This window comes from Parabacteroides sp. merdae-related_45_40 (assembly GCF_001915675.1).
Map to the genome: position 1 here is coordinate 12,055 of NZ_MNQY01000114.1, position 17,118 is coordinate 29,172.

The window sequence follows — 17,118 nt, forward strand, 5'->3', positions numbered from 1 at the left end:
ATGAATAGATTAACTTTTATAGGAAGTATTCAATTAAATAGCCCAAGTACAGGTGGTGGTGTGCAAACAAAGAATCAGCATTTTTTGAGATATATACTCTCTAAAAATGTTGACTGTAGAGTCTTTGATACTTGGAAAAAAAAATCCGTATTGTCGTTAATTATGTCTCTAATATATATTGTAAGAACTAAAAGAAGTGAGCCAATCATTCTGTCAATATCAACTAGAGGTGCTTATTATATAGCAAAAATACTAAATTTAACTCATCTAAAACGGAGAATTTTCTATTGGGTTGCAGGAGGAGATTTGGCAATAGATCTCAAAAACGTATCTCTTAAAAACCGAAGAGTATATGATGTGTTTACTAAAGTAGTAGTTCAATGTAATTATTTGAAACGTGACCTAGAGGAATTATCAATTACTAACTGTGCAATGGTTCCGAATTTTAAACCAGTAATATTTAAACCAACAATTGATAAAGCTATTTTTGAGAAAATACGTTTTGTGTATTTTTCAAGAGTATTAATACAAAAAGGAATCGAAGAAATAATCCAAGCATTTAAGTCTTTAGGTAATAAAAACATTTGTTTAGATATTTACGGAACTTTAGTGCCTCCATATGATGAAGGCTATTTTAAGGATTTTTATTACCTAAATATTAATTATAAAGGCTTTCTTGATGTGAGTGTAGAAGATGGTTATAAACAACTATCCGAGTATGATGTTTTACTATTCCCTACATATTTCAAGGGTGAAGGTTTTCCTGGAACATTGTTAGATGCATTCATAGCTGGTGTGCCAGTTATTGCGTCAGACTTCCATGCTAATGGTGAAGTCCTTGTTGATGGTTATAATGGATTGCTTATTCCCCCTAAGGATGCAGTAGCATTATCTACCGCAATGAATAGACTTATTTCAGATATTGATTTGCGCAAAAAATTAAGGAAAAATGCAATTCTTACAGCAAGGGAATATGATGTAGAAATGATACTAGATGAAGCCTTTGCAAGATTAAAAATTTTTGAAGATTAGTATATGAAAATCGTAAATATCATAGGAGGTCTAGGTAACCAGATGTTTCAGTATGCTTTTGCTGTAGCGTTGAAGGCGAAATATCCCAATGAGGAGGTTTTTATTGATACTCAACATTATAAAAATGCTTTCATTAAGGTTTATCATGGCAATAACTTTTATCATAATGGTTATGAGATAGACAAGGTATTCCCGAATGCGACTTTAGAACCTGCCAGACCGAAGGATTTGATGAAGGTTTCGTTCTATATTCCTAATCAAGTTCTTGCTCGAGCTGTTCGTCGCATATTTCCAAAGCGAAAGACAGAGTTTGTGACAGATCAGCAGCCGTATGTGTTTATACCAGAGGCTTTGTCTGTAATAGATGACTGCTATTTTGATGGTTACTGGATGACTCCACTCTACTTTGATAAATATCGTGATAGGATTCTTAAAGAGTTTACTTTTCGTCCATTCGATACAAAGGAGAATTTGGAATTGGAACCTCTTCTCAAACAAGATAACTCTGTGACTGTACACATTCGTCGTGGTGATTATGTCGGATCTTCCTCTTTTGGAGGTATATGCACACTTGATTATTATCGTAATGCAATACGTGAGGCCTATAACTTGATTACTAGCCCAGAGTTCTTTATTTTCTCAAATGACCAGAAATGGTGTATGGAAAATATGAGGAATGAGTTTGGTGATGCAAAGGTTCATTTTATTGCACACAACCGAGGTGCCGATAGTTATCGCGATATGCAACTCCTGTCCATCGCTAGATGCAACATATTGGCAAACAGTTCATTCTCTTGGTGGGGTGCATACTTGAACCAGCGTAAAAATTGTTTTATTATATGCCCACATAAATGGCATAATACGTTGGAATATTCTGATTTGTATTTGCCTACATGGATTAAAATTTAATATTGTGAAGTATAGAACATTTGAATTTGCAGATCGTATTCATGAATTCTTAGGACCCAGAAAACATGATTTAGAGACTGATATCAGAGAAATATCTCGGCTGCTCGAATCTGAGAATCCAAGCATGATATCAAGAATAGGAAGTGTTGAGTTTCAAGCATTATTTTTAATCCGATATTTTCCTTTGAGTTTTCCATTATTGTCAAGATCAAAGAGAAATATGAGAATGAATGCCGGTTTTTTCCCAGTTTCAATGAGAACACTTAAACAGTTTTATCTTCTTTATAAAGAAGATTGCAAAGATATAGACTTGTTCGTAAGGTGGCGAATCGAAGAACTATTTTTTAGTAATTGGTTTAATCATAAAAAATATGTCCATAAGTCAACTTTGGATTCGTTTTTTTCCCAGCAACATCCTTGGACCTATTCTCTAAAAGGGAAAAAGATTCTTGTAGTGCATCCTTTTTCTGAGACCATCGAGAGTCAGTACAAAAACAAAAAGAAGAAACTATTCAAGAACAGCGAGGTGTTGCCTGAGTTTACTTCATTGCAGACCATTAAGGCTGTGCAGTCAATTGCAGGCAATCCTGTTGGCTTTGACACTTGGTTCGATGCACTTGACTGGATGAAAAGCGAAATTGACAAGAAGGATTTTGATATTGCTCTGCTAGGATGTGGCGCATACGCCCTTCCGCTGGCTGCTCATATCAAACGTATGGGCAAAAAGGCTGTTCACATGGGAGGTGTGCTTCAGTTTCTATTTGGAATAACTTGCAAGCGATATGAAGAGAATGATGAATTTAAGCCTTATATCAATGAGTATTTCGTTTATCCTGATGCCAAAGATAGACCTAAGAATGCTTTTGCGGTAGAGGGTGGTTGTTATTGGTAAAATATTTTGATATATGGCAAATATTCGATTTAGATTAGCTAAGCCAAGTGATGCAAAGCAAATTGCTTATGTTCACTTGCACATCAGAGATAAATATGACCAAGGTTTTTTTGCGCAGGTAAATTATTCTTTCCTTAAGCAATATTATAAGGTAATGCTTAATGATCCAAACGAAGTTATAGTTTGTGCAGAAGATGAGAACGGACTGATAGTAGGTTTTAGCAGCGGTTCACTAGATGTAAGTAAGCAGATGAAATCAATGCGTGATAACAAATTTTCATTTCTGTGGCCATTATTTACCTCTGCAATATCAAACCCGAAATTAATTAAGGCAGCAATTGATAGATTCAAATCAACTAAAGGTGAATCAAATAATCATTATGTCTCTTCTAAAGGTGCCCGAGGTGAATATTGGGGATGGTTGCCAAATAGAAAAGATCCTGAAGCCGCAATTTCTATGAATGACATGTTCATGTCGATTATGAAAACATTGGGAGTGAAAGATTTATTTATTGAAGTAGATACAATTAATAAGCAGATCTTTAAATTTCATAAGATTAATGGAGCTAAGGTTGTTTCTACATTTACACTCCCTGACGGCAGAGAAAGAACAGAGATGGTATATGATTTAACAAAGATAAAATTCAGATTTATATAATAAAATTACGATTAACATTTAAAAATTGCATCAATGAAAGATTTTATTGTGAATTTTGCAGATCAGTTTGACGATCTTGATGCTTCAACAATTAGTGCTGAAACAAACTTCCGAGAATTAGACGGATGGTCATCCATGGTTGCTCTTAGCGTGATGGCAATGGTGGATGATGAGTATGAGGTACAGCTTAGGGCTGACGAAATGCGCAAGACCAACACTATCCAGGAACTCTTTGAACTAATATCTTCAAAGAAGTGAACTGTATGTATAATCCTTTTTCACTTGAGGGTAAAACTATTTTGGTGACAGGAGCCTCCTCTGGTATAGGAAAAGCTACAGCCATTGAGTGTTCTAAGATGGGTGCCAAGGTTGTATTGACTGGTCGTAATGAGACCAAATTACAGCAGACCTATGATTTATTGATGGGAAATGGTCATTTAATGATTGTGGCTGATTTATCATGTGATGTTGATATTTCAACAATTGTTGAGAAATGCCCATCAATTGATGGACTTGTCAATAATGCGGGACTTTCCATCATACTACCGACTCATTTTATCACTCGTGATAAAATGGAGCAGGTAATGTCTGTCAATACTTTGGCACCAATTCTTTTGATGCAGCAATTATTGAAAAAGAAAAAACTAGGAAAGAATGGATCTGTTGTATTTACTTCGTCTATTTCTGGACCTGTTATTGCAGGAGTTGGCAACGTTATGTATTCTACATCTAAGGCTGCCGTGTGTGGTTTTGTTAAGAATGCTGCATTGGATCTTGCAAGTAAAAATATTAGAGTAAATGCGGTATGTCCAGGTATAATAAATACACATATTTGGGATGCAGGAACTATTTCAGAGGAGCAACTTTCTGAAGAAATGAAGAAATACCCTTTAAAGCGATTTGGCAAACCAGAAGAGGTAGCACATGCCATTATCTATTTTCTAAGTGACGCTTCTTCGTTCACTACAGGCACAAATCTTGTGATAGATGGTGGTTTTACCCTTCAATAATCATGAATAATTATGAAAGTAATTCTTAACAATGTTCAGGTTAAGGCCGTGGCTTCATGGTTGCCAAAGAATATTCTAGAAATGGTTTCTCTTGGTGCAGAGTATGGTGATACGGAGGTAGCCAACATAATGAAGGCAACAGGTGTAGAACGTGCTCGCATTGCTGACAAAGACATGTGTTCTTCTGACATGTGCCAGAAGGCAGCTGAAGCGTTAATGGAAAAGGATGGAATCAATAAGGATGAGATTGACGGACTTGTGTTCGTTAGCCAGACGTGTGATTGGATTCTGCCTTCAACGTCTATTGCACTTCAAGACCGTTTAGGTTTGTCAAAGGACACTGTTTGTATTGACATTCATTATGGTTGCTCTGGCTTTATTTATGGTTTATTTCAGGCTGCTTCTTGGATAACTATCGGTGCTTGCAAGAATGTACTCGTATTGGCTGGTGATACGACATCACGCATGATGAATCCTAATGATAAATCACTTCGTATGGTGTTCGGTGATTGCGGTACCGCGAGCCTTGTAACTGTAGGAAATACTTCTATGGGCTTCCATATTCAAAGTGATGGAAGTGGAGCTGATCGTTTGATAGTTCCTGCTGGAGGTTTCCGTTTGCCAGTTTCTGAGGAAACAAGCGTTCTAAAGTGGGATGAGGACAAGAATGGCCGTACTATGAATGACCTTTTCATGGATGGTATGGCCATTTTTAATTTTGCAATAACCGAGGTACATAAAAATGTGAACTCACTAATTGAGTACATGGATTGGGCAAAGGAAGATGTAGGATTCTATGCCCTTCATCAGGCAAATGAATTTATGGTAAACTATGTTCGTAAAAAACTAAAAGTTGCTGTTGAAGTGGCCCCTGCCAACTGCAAGGACTATGGCAATACTGGACCTGCTACCATACCATTTCTGCTGAGTGATGTTTGCAGTCAGAAACAATATGACCTCAAGAAGACCATTATGTGTGGTTTTGGTGTGGGGCTGTCTTGGGGTAGTGTCGCTGCTGACCTTTCTGAAACAAAATTCTATGAACCAATTAATAAATAAAACATTATGCAGACTAAAGTATTAGAAGTTATTAATGATATTCGTGCTTCTAAGAATATGGAAGCTGTTGTAACCCTCAACGAGGGTGATAAGCTCCGTGACGATCTAGGCCTTACTTCATTCGATCTTGCAGAACTTACCGTTCGCATCGAGGATGAGTTCGATATTGACATCTTCGAGGATGGTCTCGTTAATACTGTTGGTGAGATTTATGCAAAACTTAGCTAAATGCAATGGCAGTATTTCTTGTAGATAACGATAAGACTTATACATACGAGGACTTGTTCTGCTCGCTTAATCATGCGATAGAATATTGTCCTTTGCTCAAGACTAGGGATGTATACGTCTATTTCGTTAACCTAATCCGTGCTCTGACTGCAAATAGACCTCTGGTTCTATTGGATTCGGACTTGAATCCTTCGGAGATTGATGGTGTGGACGAGAATGAGGTGAACCAGACAAAAGTTATCGAGCAGAAATCATTTGCTTCGATGGACGATGTGGTGGCTTCGCTTCAGCAGTCTTCATCAGAGATCACCATCTTCACCTCAGGAACTACTGGTCAGCCTAAGAAGGTGGTGCATACCGTTGACACCTTGACTCGTAGCGTTCGTCTTGGCGATAAGTACAAGGGCCAGGTGTGGGCGTATGCCTACAACCCTACTCACATGGCAGGTCTACAGGTGTTCTTTCAAGCATTCGAGAACCAGAATACCCTCATCAACGTGTTCAACAAGCAGAGGGCTGATGTTTACGAGCTGATTGGCAAGTATCAGATTACTCATGTGTCAGCTACTCCTACATTCTATCGTTTGCTCCTCCCTTTCGAGCATGCATACGAGAGCGTGATTCGTGTCACTTTGGGTGGCGAGAAGTCTGAGCAGCATCTGTATGACTCCATTATGAAGATCTTCCCAACGGCAAAGATTAATAACGTGTATGCCTCAACCGAGGCAGGATCGTTGTTCGCAGCCAAGGGCGATTGCTTCCAGATACCAGAGAAGATTCGCGATAAGTTTACAGTTGTTGATGACGAGCTGCTTATCCATAAGTCACTTCTTGGACGTTCCGACAGTTTTAAGTTCGAGGGTAATTACTATCACTCTGGTGATCTCATCGAGTGGGTAGACAAGGAGCAAGGACTGTTCCGCTTCAAGAGTCGCAAGAACGAGCTCATCAATGTGGGAGGCTACAAGGTCAATCCAGGAGAAGTGGAGAATGTCCTTCGAGCAATCGATGGCGTGAAGCAAGTGCTTGTCTATGGTAGGGCAAATTCAGTCCTCGGTAGCGTGCTTTGTGCTGACATCCAATTGGAAGATAGTTCTGAACTCACCAATGTTGATATTAAGAAGGCGCTTACCTCACAGCTGCAGGATTTCAAGATTCCACGCAGAATTAAGTTTGTAGAACAATTCGAATTAACAAGAACCGGTAAACTCAAACGATCATGAGTAAAAATATTATTGTTACAGGTTGCTCTCGTGGCGTAGGTCTCGAAATTTGTCGTGTCCTACTCGAACAAGGCAACAACGTATATGGTATTGCTCGTAGCTATACCGATGAATTCAAGGCTCTGGAAGCAGAGTGCCCTGATCACGTCTTCTTCAAGAGTGTTGACCTTGCTGATTGTGAAAACGTACGCCATAATGTCTTCAAAGACTTTTGTAGCAACAAGGTACAGATTGACGGTTATGTAAATAATGCAGCTGTTGCATACGATGACATTGTGACCAACCTCAATTTGGAGCGACTTCAGGCTATGTACAACGTGAATGTCTTCACTCCAATGATGATGACCAAGAATGTTATTCGCAACATGATTCTTCACAAGGTGAAGGGATCTATTGTACATATCTCTTCTATCTCTGTTCACACAGGCTACAAGGGATTGGCAATGTATGCCTCTTCTAAGGGTGCACTCGAAGCATTCTCAAAGGATACTGCTCGCGAGTGGGGATCCCTCGGCATCCGCTCAAATGTCGTAGTTCCTGGCTTCATGGCAACCGCTATGAGCTCTACTCTTACAGAGGAACAAAGAGGCAAGATTTATGCCCGTACGTCACTCAAGGCAGCTACTAGTATCCGTTCAGTTGCAGAAACTGTTGCTTTCCTTGTAAGCGAGAAGGCAGAGAGTATCACTGGTCAGAATATTCACGTTGATAACGGTACGATATAAGTGATACAAGTTGACAAAATAGTCAATAGTGTATTCAACTCCAATACTTACATTCATTGAGTACATTCATAGTTAGGAGTAAGTGGACGCTTGATAATGAAGCTATAGTCACAATGACAGGTTCTCTTCCAACTGTTGTATATTAGAACTGGATAGCGTTTACTTTGTACAATGATGACCTTAATATTAACCGAAAAGCATCTCTTTTTTTTGAATAATCAAACGTATATATGAAACGGCTATTTGATGTTTTTGCCAGTGGCTGCGGTTTACTGGTATTAAGTCCCATATTCCTCATTATGGCAATCTGGATTAAGTTGGATTCCGAGGGATCTGTGTTCTATCGTCAGGTTCGTGTAGGACGAAATAATAATGATTTCCGTATTTTTAAGTTTCGTTCGATGCGTGTAGGTTCAGATAAGGGCTCTTTGGTAACTATTGGAGGTCGAGACCCTCGAATTACTCGTTCTGGATATTTTATACGAAAATATAAGTTGGACGAGTTCCCTCAATTGATTAATGTGTTTCTTGGTGAGATGAGTCTTGTCGGTCCTCGTCCAGAGGTTCGTCACTATGTAAACTACTGGACAGAGGAACAGATGCATGTTTTGGATGTTCGTCCTGGTATCACCGACCCTGCCTCAATTAAATTCCGCAATGAGAATGAGTTGATGGAAAAAGCAAAAGATCCTGAGGACTATTATATCAACGTGATTATGCAGGAGAAGATAAAGCTGTATTTGGAATATGTGCAGAATGCGTCATTCTGGTATGATATCAAACTTATTTTCCAAACATTTAAAGAGATTATTACTGAGAGATAAATACGAGATTAATTTTTAAAAACAAGTATAATGAGTACTGATTTGAAAAGAAGGAAAATTCCCTTTTCACCCCCAGATATGACGGAGGCTGAAGCCCACGAGGTTCGTGACGTAATCCTTAGTGGTTGGATAACTACTGGCCCTCGTACAAAGAAGTTGGAGAAGATAATTTCGGAATATGTTCATACGGAGAAAACTGTATGTTTGAACTCGGCTACGGCTGCCATGGAGATGGTGCTCCATGTGATGGGCGTTGGTCCTGGTGACGAGGTGATTATGCCTGCATATACCTATACAGCATCTGCTTCGGTGGTTGATCATGTGGGTGCTACCATAAAGATGGTGGATATCCGTCCGGCGGCTTATGCAGAGAATGATGGTAACGATCATCAGGATTTTGAGATGGACTACGAGAAGCTGGCTGCAGCAATCACTGAGCGTACGAAGGTAATTGTACCTGTTGACTTGGCTGGTATATGCGCTAATGTAGAGAAGATTTTTGAAGTGGTGAACCGCCTAGAGATCAAGGCGCTCTATCGTCCTGCTAATGACATTCAGGCTAAGATGGGACGTATCGTGGTTTCTAACGACTGTGCCCACTCATTTGGTGCCTCTCGCCATGGTAAGATGGCTGGTGAGATTGCGGACTTCTCTTCATTCTCTTTCCATGCTGTTAAGAACTTCACTACTGCAGAGGGTGGCGCAATGACATGGAACCTGCCTTTCGGAAACGAGAAGGTGGAACGCCAGCAAGTGTATTGCGGAAGTCCTGTACCTTTCATAGAGGGTGAGACTTGGAATGAATTCATCTATCGTCTATCACAGCTCTTCTCGCTCCATGGTCAGAATAAGGATGCGTTGGCTAAGACAAAGTTGGGTGCCTGGGAGTATGATATCATTGGCCCTTGGTACAAGTGCAACATGACTGACATTATGGCTGCTCTGGGGCTTATCCAGTTCGAGCGTTATCCTGAGATGTTGGCTAAGCGTAAGAAGTACATTGAGCGTTATGACGAAGCTCTGGCTCCATATGGCATTGTAGGCTTGAAGCATTATGGTGCAGATTGGGCTGGTAGTGGTCATCTTTACATCACTCGTCTTCCTGGTAAAACACGTGAGCAATGCAACAGCATCATTGAGCAGATGGCAGAGCGTGGTATCGCAACCAACGTACACTATAAGCCACTCCCGATGATGACCGCATATAAAGCAAAGGGCCTTGATATCAAGGATTATCCTAATGCATACAAATTCTTTGAGAACGAGATTACACTTCCTCTGAACACAAAGATGACTGAGGAAGACGTTGAGTACATTATCGAGAACCTTCTATGTTGCCTTCCTAAATAATTGAAACAGTTTAACGTAGATTTAATTATGTAAGCAGTCAAAAATGGCTATTAATTGAAAGATATATCTTCGCTGCGAACAAAATTTATAGAATTGGGAATAAGATGATTACGACCAGTGGTGATGGTGCGTTGATTTGTCCGGATGAGGAGGCTAAGCGGGAGATCATGTTCTACGCTACGCAGGCTCGGGAGGCTTATCCGTATTACCAGCATGAGCGGATCGGGTATAATTACCGGATGTCGAATATTTGTGCGGGTATCGGGCGTGGTCAGATGACGGTGGCTGATGCTCATGTAGCTCATCATAAGCATACGTGTGATTTATACCGGGAACTGTTGAAGGATGTGAGAGGGATCACCTTGCATGAGAATCCTTCCGGTCGTTTTGATAGTAACTATTGGTTGAATACGATTGTCTTGGATCCTTTATTGAGGGTGAAAGGGCAGGAGAATGCTTATCAAGCAACGGTACAAGGTGCTGTTGGTGGTGCGGGCGGTGTGACTCATGCGGCGGTTAACGCACATACGGATTGCGAGCCGAATGCCAATGTCGAGGCGATGCGTGTGGGACTTGACGCGATGGGTATAGAATCCCGTCCTTTGTGGAAACCGATGCATAAGCAACCTGTTTATAAGGATTGCCCGGCTTATGTGAATGGGGTGAGCGAATCTTTGTTTAAGGTTGGGTTGTGCCTGCCTTCCGGCCCGTATGTGACGGATCGGGATATTGAGTATATCGTTGGAGGTATAAGGGGCTTGATTGAGCGTTGATTTTAACAGCTTTCATGAGCTAAATTCGTTTCAATGCGTAGGCCTAAGTAAAGGCTAATCATAAAGATTTTATTTTTGTTACGAGGAGGGTGTGTCATTTTGATGCACCTTTTTTTGTGTTCTTTAGCTGAACTTTTCCTTCGCCCCAAAGTCTTACTCTATTCGAGAGCGGAGTTTATGACCATGTGTGAGAGAGCTAGGATCGTGTTCCTACGCATTGGGTATTGGGAAAATATTGCAAATCGGCTCAAATATTGCGGTAAAGATACGACTATCGGCTCAATTTGAGCCGATAGTTGAAGGAAAATTAGTACTTTTGAGCCGATTTAGTGAAAGGAATGTTATGACTATCGAAACAGAAATCCTACAGGTATTGCACTATCATCCGCTATCAAATAGAGGAGCGATAGCTTCCATGCTGGTAAATGCACCAAGCGACAGCACCATGAAAAGACTCTTGGCTGATGCTGTCAGCAAAGGTCTTATAGAAGTGTATGGAAAAGGACCTGCTACCAAATACTCGCTTACTCCACAAGCTCAGGTAACGATGCCTTTGGATATTGATACCTATTTCAAGAATGAAATGGATGATCGTACTGTGCAGGAAAATTTCAATTTCGAACTCATAAAACAGATTCTGCCAAAGGTTTCACTTTTCACAGAAGAGGAATGTAAACGTTTGGATAAAGCTCAGTCCACTTTCAGAACCCACCTTGAAGAACTTTCTGAAACAGATTACAAAAAGGAGATGGAAAGACTGGGAGTTGACCTGTCGTGGAAATCTTCACAAATCGAGGGCAATACTTATTCCCTGCTAGAAACGGAGCGCCTGCTGAAAGAAAGACAGGAAGCTACTGGTAAGACAAGGGAAGAAGCTATCATGCTGCTCAATCACAAAGATGCGCTTGATTTTGTTCTCAATGTGCCCGACTATCTTAAGGAAATATCCGTCCACCGCATAGAGGACATCCATTCTTTACTGACCAAGGACTTAGGTGTGGAAAGAAACATACGATGCCGACGTGTGGGTATCACAGGTACGAACTATCGTCCCCTTGATAACGAGTTCCAGATTCGTGAGGCATTGGAAGATTCCTGTAAACTTATCAATGGCAAAGACAATATCTTTGAGAAGTCATTACTTGCACTGGTTCTCCTTTCTTATATTCAGGCATTTTCGGATGGAAACAAACGTACTGCCCGTATCACAAGCAATGCCATACTGATAGCCAATGGCTATTGCCCAATCTCATTCAGAACGGTTGATTCCATAGACTACAAAAAAGCCATGCTGATATTCTATGAACAGAATAACATTGCCGCTTTCAAGAAGATATTCATAGAACAATTTGAATTTGCTGTCAAAACTTATTTTTGATTTCTTTTGTGAAAACTAACGGACTATTGTATTTACGAAACAACTTCTACTACTGAACAATTATAATTATGCCCCCGTCTTTCTTTCCCTTAGGGTGGATGAGAGAGACGGGGGCTTTTTTATGCTTCTAAACATGGAATGATAATTGGTTGGGATTTGGATAATCGCTAACTTGTCGGCGCTGAATCCGTGAAATTCCTTGCAGATTGTAAGCACCTACTAAATCATTCACGTTATGGAAATACATCTTGATAACTATTTGCCGGAATATCCTTCCTTCGTTTCCGGTATTCGCCGTGCTCCCGATCGCGGCTATTCGCTTACGCCCGCTCAAACAGAAACGGCATTGATGAACGCGCTTCGTTACATCCCTGTTGAATTACATGAGAAGCTAGCTCCTGAGTTCATGGAGGAATTATTGACCCGGGGACGGATCTATGGTTATCGCTACCGTCCGCAGGGAGACCTGAAAGCGAAGCCTATCTCTGAATATAAAGGTAAATGTATCGAGGGAAAGGCCTTTCAAGTAATGATCGATAATAACCTCTGCTTTGATATCGCTTTGTACCCTTACGAGTTGGTTACGTATGGCGAGACTGGGCAGGTCTGCCAGAATTGGATGCAATATCGTTTGATTAAGAAGTATTTGGAGGAGCTGACCGAGGAGCAGACCTTGGTGATTGAATCTGGGCATCCTCTGGGATTGTTTCATTCTAAGCCGGATGCCCCACGGGTGATTATCACGAACTCCATGATGGTGGGAATGTTCGATAACCAAAAGGATTGGCATATCGCCGCCCAGATGGGAGTCGCTAATTATGGACAGATGACGGCCGGAGGTTGGATGTATATCGGCCCGCAAGGTATCGTACACGGTACGTTTAATACATTGTTGAATGCTGGACGTAAGAAATTAGGGATTCCACAAGATAAGGATTTGCGAGGCTATCTGTTTGTATCTTCCGGTTTAGGAGGAATGAGTGGCGCTCAACCTAAAGCCGCCGTGATTGCCGGTGCTGCCAGTATAATCGCCGAGGTAGACGCTTCCCGTATCGAGACACGCCGATGCCAAGGATGGGTCCAGTATGTGACGGATGATATGGGGAAAGCTTTCTCCTTAGCCGACGAGGCGATTCGTAAGAAAGAACCGATCTCTATCGCTTTTCATGGCAATATCGTGGATTTATTGGAATATGCCGATAAACAGGGGCTTTCCATCGACCTTTTGAGTGATCAGACCTCGTGTCATGCGGTCTATGAAGGTGGTTATTGCCCGGTAGGCGTGACGTTTGAGGAACGTACGGAATTATTGGCTCATCACCGGGAAGACTTTTGTGCTTTGGTCGATAAAACGTTGAAGCGACATTTCGAGGTGATCAAGCGTCTGGTTGCCCGGGGTACCTATTTCTTTGACTATGGGAACTCCTTCATGAAAGCGATCTATGATGCCGGTATACATGAGATTTCCCGTAACGGTGTGGACGAGAAAGATGGTTTTATATGGCCTTCTTATGTGGAAGATATCATGGGGCCGGAATTATTTGATTATGGGTATGGCCCTTTCCGCTGGGTATGTTTAAGCGGTAAGCCGGAAGATTTGATTCGCACGGATCATGCGGCTATGGCGTGTATCGATCCGACTCGAAGAGGGCAGGATATGGATAATTATAATTGGATACGTGACGCGGAGAAGAACCGTTTGGTGGTGGGTACGCAAGCCCGGATCTTATATCAAGACGCTGAGGGGCGCTTGAAGATCGCCCTTGAGTTTAACCGAATGGTACGTGATGGGGAGGTAGGCCCGATTATGTTGGGACGAGACCATCATGACGTGAGCGGTACGGATTCTCCATTCCGTGAGACCTCTAATATACGGGACGGAAGCAATGTGATGGCTGATATGGCGGTGCAGTGCTTCGCTGGAAATGCCGCCCGGGGTATGAGCTTGGTCGCTCTTCATAATGGTGGAGGAGTTGGTATCGGTAAGGCGATAAACGGAGGTTTCGGTATGGTTCTCGATGGTAGTGAGCGGGTGGACGAGATACTTCGCTCTGCTATGATATGGGACGTGATGGGGGGTGTCGCTCGTCGCTCATGGGCCCGTAACCCGAATGCGATGCGTACGAGCGCTACTTTCAATGAGAACCGTGGCGAACAGTATCATATTACCCTTCCGTATATCCCGGAGAGGGCGTTTATTCATGAAATCGTACAAACATCATTAAATAAAAAGGTATGAGTACTTGGAATAAGATTATGGAATGTGTCCCTAACTTCAGTGAAGGACGGGATCTGGAGAAGATAGATAAGATCGTAGCGCCTTTCCGGGCTAAGACGGGTGTTAAACTGTTGGACTATAGTAATGACGAGGATCATAATCGCTTGGTTGTTACCGTGGTAGGGGAGCCAGTCGCTTTAAAACAAGCCGTATTGGAGGCCATTGGAGTTGCCGTTGAGTTGATCGATTTAAACAAGCATAGCGGTCAACATCCTCGAATGGGGGCCGTAGATGTTGTTCCTTTTATACCGATTCGCGGATGTACGATGGAAGAGGCGATCGCCTTGTCTAAGGAAGTAGGGGAGGAAGTGGGCGCTCATTATGCCGTGCCGGTCTTCTTATATGAGAAATCGGCTTCCGTCCCTTACCGGGAGAATCTGGCTGCGATCCGTAAAGGAGAGTTTGAAGGGATGGCAGAGAAAATCCATCAACCGGAGTGGAAACCTGATTTTGGTCCGGCCGAAAGACATCCGACAGCCGGTACGGTCGCCATAGGAGCCCGCATGCCTTTGGTCGCCTATAATGTGAACTTAGGAACGAATCAATTGCAGATCGCTACGGATATAGCGAAGAAAATCCGTTTCATCGGCGGAGGTTTACGCTATTGTAAAGCGATGGGGGTTGAGTTGAAGGAACGTGGTATCGTACAGGTCTCTATTAATATGACCGATTATACCCGTACGGCCTTGTACCGGGCCTTCGAGTTAGTTCGTATCGAAGCTCGCAGATATGGTGTTCCGGTGGTGGGGAGCGAGATTATCGGCTTGGTTCCTATGGAGGCGTTGATCGATACGGCCTCTTACTATTTGGGATTAGAGGACTTCTCTATGAATCAAGTATTGGAAGCCCGTATTATGGAATAGCGTATGGAGAATAGCAAGATATTAATCAGGAATGCTGCCCAGATCGTCACTTGTCATGGGGATAAGGCACGACGGGGAGCGGAGATGTCTGATTTAGGCGTTATCGAGGATGGAGCCGTAGCGATGTCTGATGGGGTTATTACGCATGTAGGACCTACGGAGGAGGTACTTCGAAACATCCATGCGGAGGATTATTTGGAGATTCGGGCGGAGAACCAAGCGGTGTTACCCGGATTTGTAGATAGCCATACGCATTTTATCTTTGGCGGTTACCGGGAGGAGGAGTTCTCTTGGCGATTGCGGGGAGATAGTTATATGTCGATCATGGAGCGTGGTGGAGGTATCGTGAATACGATGAAAGCTACCCGTGAAAGTGATTTCGATACACTATGGGACAGAGGGGAAGAACGTTTGGATGAGTTATTCTCCATGGGTGTTACCACGGTGGAGGGGAAAAGTGGTTATGGTTTGGATTTGCAAACAGAATTAGTTCAGCTTCGTGTCATGTCGGACCTGAATGAGTCTCATCCGATGGATGTCGTATCGACCTTTTTGGGAGCTCATGCTGTTCCTCCTGAATTTGCCGGTCGTACGGACGATTATGTGGATTATATGATCGAGGAAGTTCTTCCTGCCATACGAGCCGAACATACGGTTACGTTTTGTGATGTGTTTTGTGAGAAAGGCGTTTTCTCGTTAGAACAGAGTGAGCGCTTGCTTCGTGCCGCCCGTCATCATCGTTTTAAATTGAAGATGCATGCGGATGAGATCGTTCCTTTCGGAGGGGCGGAACTGGCGGCCTCCTTGAAGTGTGTAAGTGCTGATCATTTATTACATATATCGGATACAGGCATCAAACGTCTGGCAAGAGCGGGTGTCGTAGCTACCTTACTTCCGCTGACTGCCTTTTCCTTGAATGAGCCGTATGCGCCTGCCCGGAAAATGATAGATGCCGGTTGCGCGGTGGCTTTAGCTTCCGATCTAAATCCGGGAAGTTGTTTCTCCGCCTCGATCCCGATGATGATAGCCTTGGCCTGTATCTATATGAAGATGACCCCTGAAGAAGCGGTAACGGCATTGACCATTAATGGAGCCGCAGCTGTGGGACGTGCCTCCGAGATTGGAAGTATCAGCGTGGGAAAACGTGCGGACGTGATCTTGCTGAAATACCCGTCTTATAAGTTCCTACCTTATCATGTGGGAATGAATCTCGTGGATACCGTAATTAAGGATGGGGAACTTTATATGATGTAAGATAAGAATTGTTGAATCATTTAAATCAAAATACTATGTTAGCAGACTTGACAATTAAAGATTTTTTGGCGGAAACGGCGGGTAGTGCTCCCGTTCCCGGTGGTGGAAGTATATCTGCCTTGAATGGCGCTATAGCGGCAGCTTTGACAGAGATGGTGGCCCATCTGACTGTTGGCAAAAAGAAATATGCGGAAGTGGAAGGACAAATGAAGACGATCGCTACCGAGGCGGCTTTGATCCGTGAGCGTCTTACTGAATATATCGATAAGGACAGCGAGGCTTATGATCGTGTATTCTCCGCTTTTAAGTTACCGAAAGAAACGCCTGACGAACAGGTGATCCGTACGAATGCGATACAGAGCGCTACTAAAGAGGCGGCTATTGTTCCGATGAGGGTGGCGGAGGAGATCGGTTCCGTAATGGAGACGATTATCTATGTGGCTCACAAAGGTAATCAGAATGCCGTCACGGATGCTTGCGTGGCGATGATGGCTGCCCGTACTTGTGTATTGGGGGCTTTATTGAATGTCCGAATTAACTTAACGTCCATCCAAGACGAGGTGTTCGTCGGAATGATGCGGAAGAAAGCGGATGAACTGGAGGCGAACGCTATCCGTGTAGAGCAAAAGTTATTGGATTGGGTGAAGACTAAATTATAGCAT

General features: G+C 42.5%; 17 protein-coding genes and 1 pseudogene. All 18 read left to right on the forward strand.

Annotation, left to right across the window (positions count from 1 at the left end):
• Positions 1-1,032: a glycosyltransferase gene (locus BHV83_RS13880; protein WP_122369007.1), complete on the forward strand. Its 1,032-nt coding sequence runs from the start codon at positions 1-3 to the stop codon at positions 1,030-1,032.
• 3 nt (positions 1,033-1,035) lie between these two features.
• Positions 1,036-1,941 (forward strand): alpha-1,2-fucosyltransferase, encoded by a 906-nt coding sequence (locus BHV83_RS13885; RefSeq protein ID WP_005867692.1) that lies wholly within the window; start codon positions 1,036-1,038, stop codon positions 1,939-1,941.
• A 4-nt stretch (positions 1,942-1,945) separates the two neighbouring features.
• On the forward strand, positions 1,946-2,833 hold the full coding sequence (locus BHV83_RS13890) for a hypothetical protein (RefSeq protein WP_233554130.1): 888 nt from the start codon (positions 1,946-1,948) through the stop codon (positions 2,831-2,833).
• Between the two features lie 13 nt (positions 2,834-2,846).
• The gene (locus BHV83_RS13895; protein ID WP_122382463.1) at positions 2,847-3,491 is read left to right on the forward strand and encodes a hypothetical protein; all 645 of its coding nucleotides are present in this window, start codon (positions 2,847-2,849) and stop codon (positions 3,489-3,491) included.
• 33 nt (positions 3,492-3,524) lie between these two features.
• Complete coding sequence (locus tag BHV83_RS13900) at positions 3,525-3,749, forward strand: acyl carrier protein (protein ID WP_005867792.1); 225 nt, start codon at positions 3,525-3,527, stop codon at positions 3,747-3,749.
• 5 nt (positions 3,750-3,754) lie between these two features.
• Positions 3,755-4,501 (forward strand): SDR family NAD(P)-dependent oxidoreductase, encoded by a 747-nt coding sequence (locus tag BHV83_RS13905; protein ID WP_122382462.1) that lies wholly within the window; start codon positions 3,755-3,757, stop codon positions 4,499-4,501.
• Positions 4,502-4,513: 12 nt separating this feature from the next.
• Positions 4,514-5,560, forward strand: a complete 1,047-nt coding sequence (locus BHV83_RS13910) for a 3-oxoacyl-ACP synthase III family protein (RefSeq protein ID WP_122382461.1) — start codon at positions 4,514-4,516, stop codon at positions 5,558-5,560.
• Between the two features lie 6 nt (positions 5,561-5,566).
• A complete protein-coding gene (locus BHV83_RS13915) occupies positions 5,567-5,788 on the forward strand; it encodes an acyl carrier protein (RefSeq protein ID WP_005867797.1) in 222 nt (73 codons plus the stop codon).
• A 5-nt stretch (positions 5,789-5,793) separates the two neighbouring features.
• Entirely contained in the window at positions 5,794-7,011 is a 1,218-nt protein-coding gene (locus BHV83_RS13920) for an ANL family adenylate-forming protein (RefSeq protein WP_005867799.1), read from the forward strand.
• A complete protein-coding gene (locus tag BHV83_RS13925) occupies positions 7,008-7,736 on the forward strand; it encodes an SDR family NAD(P)-dependent oxidoreductase (protein ID WP_005867801.1) in 729 nt (242 codons plus the stop codon). The genes BHV83_RS13920 and BHV83_RS13925 overlap by 4 nt, the downstream gene beginning before the upstream one ends.
• A 230-nt stretch (positions 7,737-7,966) precedes the next feature.
• A complete protein-coding gene (locus tag BHV83_RS13930) occupies positions 7,967-8,560 on the forward strand; it encodes a sugar transferase (protein WP_005867802.1) in 594 nt (197 codons plus the stop codon).
• A gap of 30 nt (positions 8,561-8,590) precedes the next feature.
• Entirely contained in the window at positions 8,591-9,910 is a 1,320-nt protein-coding gene (locus BHV83_RS13935) for a DegT/DnrJ/EryC1/StrS family aminotransferase (protein WP_286757641.1), read from the forward strand.
• A 95-nt stretch (positions 9,911-10,005) separates the two neighbouring features.
• A pseudogene (locus BHV83_RS13940) lies at positions 10,006-10,683 on the forward strand (DegT/DnrJ/EryC1/StrS family aminotransferase); the annotation flags it as partial.
• Positions 10,684-11,026: 343 nt separating this feature from the next.
• A complete protein-coding gene (locus tag BHV83_RS13945; protein WP_005867808.1) occupies positions 11,027-12,061 on the forward strand; it encodes a Fic family protein in 1,035 nt (344 codons plus the stop codon).
• Between the two features lie 235 nt (positions 12,062-12,296).
• Positions 12,297-14,300: a urocanate hydratase gene (gene hutU, locus BHV83_RS13950; protein WP_005867810.1), complete on the forward strand. Its 2,004-nt coding sequence runs from the start codon at positions 12,297-12,299 to the stop codon at positions 14,298-14,300.
• Positions 14,297-15,202 (forward strand): glutamate formimidoyltransferase, encoded by a 906-nt coding sequence (ftcD, locus tag BHV83_RS13955; protein WP_005867812.1) that lies wholly within the window; start codon positions 14,297-14,299, stop codon positions 15,200-15,202. The genes hutU and ftcD overlap by 4 nt, the downstream gene beginning before the upstream one ends.
• A gap of 3 nt (positions 15,203-15,205) precedes the next feature.
• Complete coding sequence (gene hutI / locus BHV83_RS13960; protein WP_005859151.1) at positions 15,206-16,456, forward strand: imidazolonepropionase; 1,251 nt, start codon at positions 15,206-15,208, stop codon at positions 16,454-16,456.
• A gap of 35 nt (positions 16,457-16,491) precedes the next feature.
• Positions 16,492-17,115: a cyclodeaminase/cyclohydrolase family protein gene (locus BHV83_RS13965; protein WP_122382459.1), complete on the forward strand. Its 624-nt coding sequence runs from the start codon at positions 16,492-16,494 to the stop codon at positions 17,113-17,115.
• Positions 17,116-17,118: the final 3 nt, after the last annotated feature.

Coding starts and splice junctions, on each gene's coding strand:
- BHV83_RS13880 (WP_122369007.1), top strand. CDS start 1: ATGAATAGATTAACTTTTATAGGAAGTATTCAATTAAATAGCCCAAGT.
- BHV83_RS13885 (WP_005867692.1), top strand. CDS start 1,036: ATGAAAATCGTAAATATCATAGGAGGTCTAGGTAACCAGATGTTTCAG.
- BHV83_RS13895 (WP_122382463.1), top strand. CDS start 2,847: ATGGCAAATATTCGATTTAGATTAGCTAAGCCAAGTGATGCAAAGCAA.
- BHV83_RS13900 (WP_005867792.1), top strand. CDS start 3,525: ATGAAAGATTTTATTGTGAATTTTGCAGATCAGTTTGACGATCTTGAT.
- BHV83_RS13905 (WP_122382462.1), top strand. CDS start 3,755: ATGTATAATCCTTTTTCACTTGAGGGTAAAACTATTTTGGTGACAGGA.
- BHV83_RS13910 (WP_122382461.1), top strand. CDS start 4,514: ATGAAAGTAATTCTTAACAATGTTCAGGTTAAGGCCGTGGCTTCATGG.
- BHV83_RS13915 (WP_005867797.1), top strand. CDS start 5,567: ATGCAGACTAAAGTATTAGAAGTTATTAATGATATTCGTGCTTCTAAG.
- BHV83_RS13920 (WP_005867799.1), top strand. CDS start 5,794: ATGGCAGTATTTCTTGTAGATAACGATAAGACTTATACATACGAGGAC.
- BHV83_RS13925 (WP_005867801.1), top strand. CDS start 7,008: ATGAGTAAAAATATTATTGTTACAGGTTGCTCTCGTGGCGTAGGTCTC.
- BHV83_RS13930 (WP_005867802.1), top strand. CDS start 7,967: ATGAAACGGCTATTTGATGTTTTTGCCAGTGGCTGCGGTTTACTGGTA.
- BHV83_RS13935 (WP_286757641.1), top strand. CDS start 8,591: ATGAGTACTGATTTGAAAAGAAGGAAAATTCCCTTTTCACCCCCAGAT.
- BHV83_RS13945 (WP_005867808.1), top strand. CDS start 11,027: ATGACTATCGAAACAGAAATCCTACAGGTATTGCACTATCATCCGCTA.
- hutU (WP_005867810.1), top strand. CDS start 12,297: ATGGAAATACATCTTGATAACTATTTGCCGGAATATCCTTCCTTCGTT.
- ftcD (WP_005867812.1), top strand. CDS start 14,297: ATGAGTACTTGGAATAAGATTATGGAATGTGTCCCTAACTTCAGTGAA.
- hutI (WP_005859151.1), top strand. CDS start 15,206: ATGGAGAATAGCAAGATATTAATCAGGAATGCTGCCCAGATCGTCACT.
- BHV83_RS13965 (WP_122382459.1), top strand. CDS start 16,492: ATGTTAGCAGACTTGACAATTAAAGATTTTTTGGCGGAAACGGCGGGT.